This window comes from Pseudomonas bharatica (assembly GCF_048586865.1).
GTDB classification, from domain to species: Bacteria; Pseudomonadota; Gammaproteobacteria; order Pseudomonadales; family Pseudomonadaceae; genus Aquipseudomonas; species Aquipseudomonas bharatica.
Map to the genome: position 1 here is coordinate 14,463 of NZ_JBMAWR010000008.1, position 11,654 is coordinate 26,116.

Annotated in this window: 9 protein-coding genes and 1 pseudogene; 2 read left to right on the forward strand and 8 right to left on the reverse strand. The window is 64.9% G+C overall.

Annotated elements, in window-relative coordinates; all coding sequences use genetic code 11:
• Positions 1–26: 26 nt before the first annotated feature.
• Together ACKLLE_RS11630 and ACKLLE_RS11635 are read left to right on the forward strand one after the other, a co-directional pair.
• Entirely contained in the window at positions 27–1,346 is a 1,320-nt protein-coding gene (locus ACKLLE_RS11630; RefSeq protein ID WP_064304174.1) for an ammonium transporter, read from the forward strand.
• Between the two features lie 67 nt (positions 1,347–1,413).
• Positions 1,414–1,755: a DMT family transporter gene (locus ACKLLE_RS11635; protein ID WP_009404044.1), complete on the forward strand. Its 342-nt coding sequence runs from the start codon at positions 1,414–1,416 to the stop codon at positions 1,753–1,755.
• A 173-nt stretch (positions 1,756–1,928) separates the two neighbouring features.
• Here ACKLLE_RS11635 and ACKLLE_RS11640 read toward each other — a convergent pair whose 3' ends face one another.
• The 8 genes and pseudogenes from ACKLLE_RS11640 to ACKLLE_RS11675 all read right to left on the reverse strand — a co-directional run bounded on the left by ACKLLE_RS11640 (position 1,929) and on the right by ACKLLE_RS11675 (position 11,642).
• Positions 1,929–2,108 (reverse strand): hypothetical protein, encoded by a 180-nt coding sequence (locus ACKLLE_RS11640; protein ID WP_009397873.1) that lies wholly within the window; start codon positions 2,106–2,108, stop codon positions 1,929–1,931.
• An 11-nt stretch (positions 2,109–2,119) separates the two neighbouring features.
• Positions 2,120–3,478: an ammonium transporter gene (locus tag ACKLLE_RS11645; RefSeq protein WP_009397871.1), complete on the reverse strand. Its 1,359-nt coding sequence runs from the start codon at positions 3,476–3,478 to the stop codon at positions 2,120–2,122.
• Positions 3,479–3,688: 210 nt separating this feature from the next.
• Positions 3,689–4,675 (reverse strand): annotated as a pseudogene (locus ACKLLE_RS11650) (methyl-accepting chemotaxis protein); the annotation flags it as partial.
• A 49-nt stretch (positions 4,676–4,724) separates the two neighbouring features.
• Entirely contained in the window at positions 4,725–7,067 is a 2,343-nt protein-coding gene (locus tag ACKLLE_RS11655; RefSeq protein ID WP_420058026.1) for a trimethylamine N-oxide demethylase, read from the reverse strand.
• Positions 7,068–7,077: 10 nt separating this feature from the next.
• Positions 7,078–8,448, reverse strand: coding sequence for an NAD(P)-binding domain-containing protein (locus ACKLLE_RS11660; protein ID WP_420058028.1), 1,371 nt, complete (start codon positions 8,446–8,448; stop codon positions 7,078–7,080).
• 146 nt (positions 8,449–8,594) lie between these two features.
• Positions 8,595–9,449: a formyltetrahydrofolate deformylase gene (gene purU / locus ACKLLE_RS11665; protein WP_420058030.1), complete on the reverse strand. Its 855-nt coding sequence runs from the start codon at positions 9,447–9,449 to the stop codon at positions 8,595–8,597.
• Positions 9,450–9,462: 13 nt separating this feature from the next.
• Positions 9,463–10,593 carry an aminomethyl transferase family protein gene (locus tag ACKLLE_RS11670; RefSeq protein ID WP_420058031.1) on the reverse strand — a complete coding sequence of 377 codons (1,131 nt, stop codon included), beginning with the start codon at positions 10,591–10,593 and terminating at the stop codon, positions 9,463–9,465.
• Positions 10,594–10,625: 32 nt separating this feature from the next.
• Positions 10,626–11,642 carry a heme-dependent oxidative N-demethylase family protein gene (locus ACKLLE_RS11675; RefSeq protein ID WP_420058032.1) on the reverse strand — a complete coding sequence of 339 codons (1,017 nt, stop codon included), beginning with the start codon at positions 11,640–11,642 and terminating at the stop codon, positions 10,626–10,628.
• Between the last annotated feature and the right edge of the window lie 12 nt (positions 11,643–11,654).

Here is an 11,654-nt window from a genome sequence, read left to right on the forward strand (position 1 = left end):
ATGCCATCGATTGGAGGCAGTGGGCAATGATCCGGTATTCACCTGTGGTCCGCGGTACCTTGGGCCTTTCCTTGATGTTGGGCGCGACGTCGGCATTGGCCGAGGACGCGCCGGCGGCCATCGACAGCGGCGACACCGCCTTCGTGGCCCTGTGTTCGCTGGTGGTGCTGTTGATGATGTTGCCCGGCCTTGCCCTGTTCTATGGCGGCATGGCGCGTAGCAAGAATGTGCTGTCGATTCTGATGCAGGTGTTCTGTACCGCGTCCCTGGCCGCGGTGCTATTCGCGCTTTATGGCTACAGCCTGACCTTCACCGATGGCGGCTCGCTGCAGTCGTTCATCGGTGGCCTGGACAAGTTGTTCCTGCACGGGGTAGGCAAGGATTCGATCACCGGCACCATCCCTGAATACCTGTACTTCCTGTTCATGCTGCTGTTCGCCGCGATCACCCCGGCGATCATCGTCGGTGCGTTTGCCGAGCGCATGAAGTTCTCGGCGGTGATGGTGTTCATGGCCTTCTGGCTGACCCTCAACTACCTGCCCATGGCCCATATGGGCTGGGGTGGCGGCTGGGTGTTCAACCTTGGCGTGCAGGATTTCGCCGGCGGCAACGTGGTGCACCTGAACGTCGGCATCGCCGCCCTGGTCGGCGCCTGGATGCTCGGGCGCCGGCGCGGTTTCGGCACCCAGGCCCTGGCCCCGCACAACATGACCATGACCTACACCGGTGGCTGCATGCTCTGGGTCGGCTGGCTCGGCTTCTGTGGTGGCTGCGCCCTGGCCGCCAGCGGTTTCGCCATGCTGGTGATGGTCAACACCATGCTTGCCAGCTGTGCCGGCGCCCTTGGCTGGCTGATCGTCGAATGGCAGTACCGCGGTCGTCCCAGCCTGTTCGGCGCGATTTCCGGGGCCATTGCCGGCCTGGTGGCGATCACTCCCGCCTGCGGTTTCGTCGGCCCTATGGGCGCCATCCTGCTGGGCTTCATCGCAGGGCCCGTGTGCGTCTGGTCGGTGGACAAGCTCAAGCCGATGATCGGCCTGGACGACGCCTTCGACGTGTTCGGCGTGCATGGCGTGGCAGGGATTCTCGGCGGCCTGCTGACCCCGGTGTTCGCCCTCACCGCCATCGGTGGCCAGGGCTTTGCCGAAGGGCGCGGGCTGATGGAGCAACTGGTGGTCAATGGCGGGGCGATCCTGTTCAGCATCGTCTTCTCGGCCGTCAGCAGTTGGGTCGCCTTCAAGATCGCTGCGGCGTTCTGTGGCGGGCTGCGGGTGGATGAAGAGTCCGAGGTGGACGGCCTGGACCTCTCCGCGCACGGCGAGGTGGGATACAAGTATTCCAACTGATCCCTGAGTGAAAACAGCGCCGGCGCTTTGTGCCGGCGTTTGCTTGTGTGATGAAAGGAGAAGGGCAGTGGGCTGGTTGAATGGATGGACGTATCTGCTGGCGGCCGGGGCCTGCGAAGTGCTGTATGCCTCGATCATTCCGCGTACCGATGGTTTTACCCGCTTGTGGCCGAGCCTGTATTGCGGGGTGTTCCTGGCCCTGAGCATCTACCTGCTGAGCCTGTCGGTCAGGGAACTGCCGCTGGGCCTGGCCTATGCGGTGTGGGTGGGGATCGGCACGCTGGGGACGGTGATCTACGGGAGTGTATTTCTCGGGGAATCGCTGGGTGTGCTGAAGGGCGTGTGCCTGTTGATGATCGTCGGCGGGATTGTCGGGTTGAAGCTGGTGGGGGATGGGCAGGTTGCTTAAGGTGGTGTGTTTGAGTGCCTCATCGCTGGCAAGCCAGCTCTGATAGAACAAAACATAACTCTTTGATTTGCAGGGACCTTGTGGGAGCGGGTTTACCCGCGATTGCTATTGGGAACTCACTACCGCAATCGCGGGTGAACCCACTCCCACAGGGTCCGCGTCGCTTTGTGGCTTTACTTCAGCTTCGGTAGATCTTCGTCCGGCATCGCATAACTGTGCTTCTCATGCACGAAGGTAGTCACCAGCGCATACAGCGTGGCGGCGATCACCACCAGGGTGATCACCGCCAGTACGGCAGGTTTGTCGGCAAAGGTAAATACGGCGCTGGCGCCTTCATAGGTACTGATGCTCATGGCGTTTCCCCTCAGACAGTGGCTTTGCTTTCAGCGATCATCACCGGCTTGGCTTTCACCGGCTCGCCATAGATCCCGCTCCATTCCGGATAGGCCTGGGCCGGTACTTCGGTGAGGTCCAGGCCACGCTCTTCGGCATGCGCCGGCACCCGCAGCACGCCCGCTTTCTTCAGCGCCCAGGACACCAGGTAGCCGGGAATGAACCCCAGCGACGCCATGACCACGGCACCGCCCAGTTGCCCCATGAAGCTGATCTCGGCCATGCCGTTCATGTTCGGGTAGCCGGACAGGAACACGCCACTGATCACCAGCCCCGCGAAGCCGCCGAAGCCATGCACGGCGAATGCGCCGACCGCGTCGTCGAGGCGGAATTTCAGCAGCAGGTTGTTGACCAGCGGCGCCACGGCGGCCACGCCCATGCCGATCAGGTACGCCAGGCCGGGGTGGTAGAGGTCCAGGCCGGGGGCCACGGAGATGATCCCCACCAGGCCGCCGGACATCATCCAGTACGGCTCGCGGCTGGTCAGGTAGGCGCCGATCAGGCCCCCGGCGAAGCCCATCAGGGTATTGAAGGCGAAGGCGGAGAGGGTGGTCGGCTGGCCGTAGATGTTGATCCACTGCGCGCCCGAACTGTAGATGATGCAGCCGCCGAGGAAGCCGAAGAAGCCGACGATGATCAGCATCAGCCCGACCACGCTCATCGGCATGCTATGGCCGACGATGGCGTTGGCGCTGCCGTCCGGGTTGAAGCGGCCGATGCGTGCGCCGAGGTTGATGACCACGGCCAGGGCGAAGAAGCCGGCGATCATGTGCACCACCCCGGCCGCGCCGACGTCGTGGTAGCCCCATTTGACCGTGAGCCAGCCCTCCGGGTGCCAGCCCCAGGCCGCGCCGAACAGCCAGAGCACCGAGCCGAGGAGGATGGTCATGATGATGAAGGCGCTCATCCGCGCCCGCTCGATGATCGCCCCGGACAGGATCGAACCGGTGGTGGCGGCGAACAGGGCGAAGGCACCCCAGAAGATGCCGGTGGCATTGTCCTTGATGTTCGGGCCCATCGCCTGGCTCCACGGCATCGCGGCGGCCAGGGCATCCATGCGCGGCACCAGGCCATCGGGGAAGGCGTTGTAGATGGCCCAGCCGAACAGGAAGAAGGTGGGGACGATGAAACCGAAGGCAAGGATGTTCTTGACGCCGGCAGCGAGGGCGTTCTTCAGGCGCGATGCGCCGATTTCGTAGGAGAGGAACCCGGCATGGATCAGGATCATCAAGGCGATGCACCACCAGTAGAAGATCTCCATGTTCAGGGTGTTGGTCATTTCGATCAGACCCTTCAATTCCTCCAGGGTCGGGGCTTTCTGTTCTTCCATCACTCGATCCTCGATGCAAATGCTTTAGGAATGTTGTGGTGGGCAGAGGGAAGTGGACTGCTTGCCTTTCAAGGCTTTTATTGTTGTGTGATTTCGGGAAGGTTCCGCGGCCCCTGTGGGAGCGGGTTCACCCGCGATCGCGTTGGTGAATCCACTATCGTAATCGCGGGTGAACCCGCTCCCACAGGGGCCGCGTTGTCTTCAGGACTGCAACATGTTCTGGATCTGCTGCACGGACTCCTGGGTCCTGCGGGCCAGGTTGCGCACCTCGTCCGCCACCACCGCGAACCCCCGGCCGCCTTCCCCGGCGCGGGCTGCCTCGATGGCCGCATTCAACGCCAGCAGGTTGGTCTGTTCGGCAATTCCGCGGATCACCCCGGCGACCTGGGCGATATGCCCGTAGGTGGCCTGGATGCTGGCCTGCTCGCGGTCATGCAGGCTGGCGGCGGTCTTCTCGTCGCTGATCTCGCGTACCGCACCGGTCACCCAGGTCAGCCGCCCCTTGGCATCGCGCAGGCAGCGCCCGCGCTCGCGGAACCAAACCTCGCCACGGGTCTTGTGGCGCATGCGGTATTCCACCGCGTAGACACCGTCGCCACCACTGTCGACCATCGAGGCATTGAAGGCTTTCATCACGTTCTTCAGGTCGTCGGCATTGACCACGCCGAAGTAGCTGTCCCAGCCATCGGGAAACTCCTCGCGGCTGTAGCCGATCAGGGCGCGGAACTGCTCCGACCAGCGAATCACGTTGTGCGGATGGTCCGGATCACCGTTGACCACGTTCATTGCCCAGCAGCCTTCGGTAAGGGTGCGCTGGGTCAATTCCCAGACCTGGCGGTCTTCGCTCCAGCGCTCGCGCTCGGCACTCAGCACCTGCAGTTGCTGGGCAACGGCATCGCGCTCCGTGGTCAGCTGCTGCACCCGCGCATCGGCCTCGGCCAGGCGCTGTTGCAGCGCATCCAGCTCATCCGCGGTGCACGGCGGTGCTACATAACCCTCGGCCTGCTGGCGAATCCGTTGCAGTTCGCCCCAGTCCCTTTGCAGATGTTCAAGCGTGCCGAGCAGCCGCGGCTGGCGCTGCAACAGGGGTGAATGGCCCGTAACAGAGCCATTGCGGGAAAGTTGCTCGAGCCATTGGCTGAGCTCGTTGGCCAGGTCGCTGGACGCTTTGCTGAACCACATCGTCAGGTTCTCCATGCAAAAGGGACAATCCCTGTCCCGATTACCTGCAATTTCCCATCCAGTTTCACCCACGCACCCGACGTTTTTCCGGATCGTAGGCTACGGTGCTGGCCGTTACGGTCGCGGAAAGGCGTTTCTGCTGGCCATCGAGCTTGCCTACCTCGACCTGCGTGCCCGGCGCGCAATGGGCCACGTCCAGGCGGCACAGGGCGATGTTGCGCCCCAGCACGGGCGAGCGGGTGGCACTGGTGATGACCCCGACCTGGGCCCGGCCGACCCGCACGCAATCGCCGTGGACCGCGGTTTCATTGCCCTCCAGCAGCAGCCCGACAAGGCGCCGCTGCGGCTCGGCACTGCGCCGCAACAGGGCGGTGCGGCCGATGAAGTCGGCCTGCTTGCTGTTCAGCGGTACGCAGAAGCCGATGCCGGCCTCGAACGGGTCGGTCTGGTCGCAGAAGTCATAGCCGGAGAAGATCAGCCCGGCTTCGATGCGCAGCATGTCCAGGGCATCCAGCCCCAGCGGCACCAGCCCCAGCGGATCGCCCAACTGCCATAACCGGGTCCAGATCGCCATGGCGTCCCGCGGGTGACACCAGATCTCGTAGCCCAGCTCACCGGTGTAGCCGGTACGCGAAACCATCAGTGGCGGGCCGTTGTAGTCGTCGAGGCGCCCGGTGAGGAAGCGGAACCAGCCCAGGTCTTCCAGTGCCGGCTGGGTGCCCGGCGTCCAGATCATGCCCTTGAGCAGGGCACGGGCCAGGGGGCCCTGCACCGCTATATTGTGGATCTGCTCGGAAGCGCTCTTGACCCACACCTTCATGCCCAGCCGCGCCGCCTGCTCGCGCAACCAGTCGCCGGCATGCTCCTCGCCGCCGATCCAGCGGAACGCATCGGCGCCAAGGCGCAGGAGCGTGCCGTCATCGAGCATGCCGCCGTGCTCGTAGCACAGGGCGCTGTACACCACCTGGCCCACCGCCAGCTTGCGCACGTCGCGGGTCAGGCAGTAGTCGAGCAGGGCCTCGGCGTCCGGGCCGAGCACTTCGAATTTGCGCAGCGCCGAAAGGTCCATCACCGCCACCCGTTCGCGGCAGCCATGGTATTCGGCGAGGGTGCCGTAGCCGTCGAACTGGCGCGGGGTCCAGAAGCCGCGGTATTCGGTGAATTGCCGGGTAAGGGCGCTGGTGCCGGGGTGGAAGCCGCTTTCGCGGGTCAGTTGCGCTGGAGCGTCGGGGGCTTTGCGAGTGGCCATGGCGAGACTGAAGCGCTCCTTGGCGCAATAGACGCGGATATGTATGTCGGTGGGCTGCCAGCCGTTGGCCGGGTCGATATCGTCCGGGCACGAGCTGCTGGCGCAGACCAGATCGGTCATGGCGCGCAGCAGGACGTAGTCGCCGGGCCGCGACCAGGGTTCATCGACGGTCAGTTGCTGGTGGGCATCCACAGCGGTGTTGAAGAAAAAGTTGATCGCCGGCCAGCCCGCCCGCGGCGTCACGCCATGGCGGGCCAGCACGCGGCTGATGTTGTCGCTGCAGTTGTCATGGCCGAAATAACCCTGGGCCTCGTAATAGCGCGCGGTGCAGGCCAGGGCGAAGGTGTCGTGGCGGCCAACGGTATCGCGCACCACTTCGAGCATGGGTTGCAGGTTGCGGTCGTAGAAGCGGCTGAACAGGCCCGGGCCGGGATAGGCATTGCCGTTGAGCGTGCGCGTCACGGTCGGGTCCAGGTCGATCTGGGCGCCGCTGTCCAGGCCACGCCGGTCGAAGGCGACGAAGTCCGAACACTGCCGACCGGCCACATCCAGCACCTGGATGTACTGCCCGGCGCCGACCTGGTAGTCGCGGGCGGTGCCGGGGGTGATGGTGAACTCGTCCAGCACCTCGCCCAGCGGTGCGGGCAACGGCGGTACGAAGGCCGTCCTCGGATTGGCCCGGCGTACCAGCAGGCGCAGTTCGCTGGCCCGCGCCTGGCTGTCCACCGGCTCGGCGCCGCCGGGGGCGGCCACCAGTACCAGCAGGTTTTCACCGCTGTGGAACACCCGGCTGTGTCCCGCCGGGGTTGCCTCGGACCAGAGCCGTGCGGCGTCCGGCAACTGTCGGCAGTCGATGCCACGGCGGGCCAGTCCCGCCGTCACATGGGCTGCCTCGCGGCTGCCGTCATGCAGCAGATGGCCGATAAACGCCGCACCGGGGCTGGGGCGCAAGCCCAGGGCGCCGAGCGCCTGGCGGTTGCCGGCGAAGGCCAGCAGTTCGGCGCGCTGGTCGCCTTCGACGTCGATCACTTCCAGGCGATCACCGGGCTCCAGCTCCACTACCGTCAGCCCGCCCGGCGCCACGCGGTGGCGTTCCACCAGCGGATTGCGGGCAAACAGCGCCGGCTCCTGCGGCCGTGAAATCACGGGTGCTTGCATGGGCTGCTCCTCAAGGTGCCGTCCGCTTGCCAGGGCCTGGCTGTTCGGCCAGGTAGGCCTCCAGCGAGTCGTCCAGCGCTTGCAGCCAGGGGGTGTGATGGGGCGTAGCGAGGGTCCCGGTGATCAGCGAACGATGGCATTTGTCGCGGTAGCCCATGATGTTTTCGTACTTGTCGTGCTTCCATTGCAGGAAGGTGCGGTTGACCTCGGCGATATCGAAGCTGGGATAGTCGGTGGCCTCGATCAACTGGCGAATGTATTCACCCTGGAATTCGAACATCTGCTGGGCGTTCTCCAGCTTCAGTTCCTCTTCGCGCCAGGCCTGGTCTTCGGCGTGCATGGCGGCCTGGTCGGGCAGGGCGATGCGCCCTAGGATCACGTCGCGGGCATACCAGGCCTGGGCGTCGAACATGTTGAAGCTGTACCACTGGTCCTGCATGCCGAGGTAGGCCAGCCGCGGGTTCTGCTCCCAGAACACGCCCTTGTACAGGTTCAGCGGCCACAGGCGGTTGTCGGTCTTCAGGCGCAGGTCTTCCGGAAGGAAGGGGAAGTGGTGCTTGTATCCCGTGCAAAGGATGATCGCGTCGATGTGCTTGCTGCTGCCATCGACGAAGAACGCGGTGCTGCCCGTGACGTGGGTCAGCAGCGGTTTTTCCTCCCAGTTCTGCGGCCACTGGTAGCCCATGGGCGCGCTGCGGTAGCAACTGGTGATGCTGCGCGCGCCGTATTTGAAGCATTGCGAACCGATGTCCTCGGCGGAGTAGCTGCCGCCGACGATCAGCACGTCCTTGCCTTTGAATTCCAGGGCGTCGCGGAAGTCGTGGGCGTGCAGGATGCGCCCGGCGAAGCTTTCGAAGCCGGGAAAGCTCGGGACGTTGGGGGTGGAGAAATGCCCGCTGGCGACCACCACGTAGTCGAAGGTTTCGCTGTAGGTCAGGTCGTCGGCATAGCTGTGGGCGGTGACCACGAAGGTCTGGCTGTCGGCGTCGAAGCGCACATCGCGCACGGCGGTATTGAAGCGGATCAGTTCGCGGACCCCGGCTTTCTCGACCCGGCCCTTGATGTAGTCCCAGAGCACCTCTCTTGGCGGGTATGAGCCCATGGGCCGGCCGAAATGCTCGTCGAAGCTGTAGTCGGCGAACTCCAGGCATTCCTTTGGCCCGTTGGACCAGAGGTAGCGATACATGCTGCCGTGGACCGGCTCGCCGTGCTGGTCGAGGCCGGTGCGCCAGGTGTAGTTCCACATCCCGCCCCAGTCGGCCTGCTTCTCGAAGCACACCAGCTCGGGGATGTCCGCGCCCTTGGCCCGGGCGGACTGGAAGGCTCGCAACTGGGCCAGGCCGCAGGGGCCGGCGCCGATGATGGCAACGCGTTGGTTCATGGCATCTACTCCGCATTCGGAACTGTAGTAATCCAGAGGGCGCCGCGGACCCTGTGGGAGCGGGTTTACCCGCGATGACGTCAGTGGGCCCACCATCGCAATCGCGGGTGAACCCGCTCCCACAGGGTTCGCGGTGTGCTTGAGGGCTAGCGGAAAATCACCGTGCGCTCGCCGTTGAGGAACACCCGGTGCTCCAGGTGGTATTTCACCGCCCGCGACAGGGCCACGGTCTCGGTGTCGCGGCCGATGCGCACCAGGTCGTCGGGCAGCCAGGCGTGATCGACGCGCTGCACTTCCTGCTCGATGATCGGTCCTTCGTCGAGGTCCGAGGTGACGTAGTGGGCGGTGGCACCGATCAGCTTCACGCCCCGGGCATAGGCCTGGTGATAGGGCTTGGCGCCCTTGAAGCCGGGCAGGAACGAGTGATGGATATTGATCGCCCGTCCCGAAAGCTGGCGGCACAGGTCATCGGAGAGGATCTGCATGTAGCGGGCGAGGACCACCAGTTCGGTGCCGGTTTCTTCCACCAGTTGCAGCAGCGCGGCCTCCTGCTGGGCCTTGGTGTCCTTGGTCACCGGCAGGTAGACGAAGCGGATGCCCTCGCGCTCGGCCATGGCCCGCAGGTCGAGGTGGTTGGACACGATGGCGGTGATGCGCATGTCCAGCTCGCCTTTCTGATGGCGATAGAGCAGGTCGGTCAGGCAATGGTCGTACTTGCTGACCATCAGCAGCACCGGCATGGGCCGGTTGCCTTCGAACAGTTCCCAGTCCATGGCGAAGGGCATGGCGATATCGGTGAAGCCTTCACGCAGGGCATCCAGCCCGGGCTTGACCCCGTCGTTGAAGCGGAACACCGCGCGCATGAAGAAGCGCCCGGCCAGTTCGTCGTCGAACTGCGCCAGTTCGCTGATATAGCACTGGCGCCCGGCCAGGTAGGTGGTCACCGCCGCCACGATGCCGGAGGTGGCCGGGCAGCTGATCTTGAGGATGTAGTGGGTCATGGTCGTGGTCTCGTCAGCCCTTGGCGGTGCGCTTTTTCTTTTCCGGATCGTCGAACGGCAGGCTGTGGGCGATGGCCTTGGCGACGAGGCTGCCGCGCACTTCAAGGGGCAGGTCCTGGGTGGCGATCTGCGGTTCGACCCGGGCGATGGCCATGGAGCGTTCGGTCAGGCGCGAGTACATGGCGCAGGTGATCACCCCGACCTGGCGGCCGTCGTGCCACAGGGTGTCGCCGTTCTGCGCGGCACTGTGGCCGTCGAGCAGCACGCCGTAGATCCTGAAGCGCTCCTTGCCTTGCAGGCGCAGGTGCTCGCCGGCACCACGGAAGTCCTGCTTGCCGGGGGACACGGTGAAGTCCAGGCCCAGTTCCCACAGGGTGTCGCCGGCCTTCTGGTCGGCGAAGGGGTACATCTGCGAGTTGTCGTAGGGGTAGAACAGCAGGTAGCTCTCGACCCGCAGCCAGTCCAGGGCCGTGAAGGCACAGGGAATGATGCCGTGGCCGGCGCCTTTCTCGAGGATGCTGTCCCAGATCAGCGGCGCGTCGGCGGCCTTGCAGAAGATTTCATAGCCACGTTCGCCGGTGTAGCCGGTGCGGGAGATCATCACCGGGCGTTCGAACAGTTTGGTCTGCAGGTGATGGAAGTACGGCAGCTCGCGGATGCCGGGAACATGCTCGGCGAGGAAGTCCACGGCCTTCGGCCCTTGCAGCGACAGGTCGTGCAGGTCGTCGTCGAACAGCACCGCCACCTGCCGGCCCTGGGCCGAGCGCACCAGCATCTCGTGGCCGCTGCCGGCGCCGTGGACCACCATGAAGGCATTGGGGCCGGTGCGGTAGACGATGCAGTCGTCGGCGAAGGTGCCGTCTTCATTGAGCATGCAGGCGTACACCGACTTGCCCGGATAGAGCTTGGAGATATCCCGGGTGGTGGCGTCCTGCAGCAGGCTTTCGGCATGGGGACCGACGTAGTGGACCTTCTTCAGCCCGGAAACGTCCATCAGGCCGGCACGGGTACGGATGGCTTCGTGGTGGTCGGCGAGATCGCTGGCGTAGGTCCAGGCAGTGCCCATCCCGTTCCAGTCTTCGAGTTTCGAACCGAGCGCCAGGTGGCGTTCGCGGAGCGCGCTGATGCGCCAGGAGTTGGCCATGGTAAATGTCCTTTTGTCGTGATGAGTCGGGTTCAGGCTTGGGGATCGAACGGTCGCAGCCAGTCCAGCAGTGGCTGGCGGTAGCGGCTGATGCCCTTGTAGTCGGCGATCGGCTCCGGCAGGTCGCGCATCACCCGGTACAGGCGTTGCGCCCAGGCCGGGTTGGTGACCAGTTCGTCCAGGCTGATGAGGTAGGTGCGGATGCTGAACATCAGCGCGTTGGAACGCGGCAGGCGCACCATCAGTTGCAGCTCGACCCGCAGGTGCACCAGGGCCCCGGCGTTGTCGGCGGTGACCTTGCCGCGGTCGCTGCCCCACTGGTGATACGTTTCGGGCGAGGTGTCCAGGCGCGGGTTGATGGTCAGGGTCCAGTTCAGGCGGCGCACCGGCTGGCCGACCTGGATGTTCAGCAGGTATTTCAAGGCCCGCTCGAACACGCCGGCGCGATGGGCCATGGGCACCGGCGCGTGCCATTGCTGGAAGCTCATGCCGGCGTCGAAGCGCAGCGACCAGTCGGCCGGGCAGGTGACCATGCCGGCGTCCATGAACAGGTCGTTGTCGCGCTGGTCGAGCAGGGCGAAGTCGCCCTGCATCTGCCGGGTGATGTACTCAAGCGGCTCGCAGGGCAGGGTGGCCGGGTCGCCGAAGGTGAAGCGCTGGTCGATGCCCAGGGCCAGGTTCTGCCAATGCCAGGCATCGCCGTCGCGGGCCAGGCGGAAGTGTTGCGGGTAGTCCGTGGCCAGGCTTTGCATCAGCAGGGCCACACTGTCCCAGGCGGCCTGGGCCATGTGCGGCATCACCAGGCAGCGCTGCGGGTCCAGTTCGAGCACGCGGGCACGCTCGGCCATCTCCGAGACGTAATGCTCATCGACGTCGAACAGGTGCTCGAACACCGAGCCGGGATCGCGGGAGGTGGCCGGCTCCAGGTTCACCGAGTACATGTACTGGTCTTCCGGGAACGGGAAGGGAAAGCGGGCGATGGCTTCGGCGCTGTTGGCGAAGCTGAAGTCGTCCCGGTAGGTTTCCAGCGGCTTGAAGGTCAGGGTCATGGCGAAGGCTCC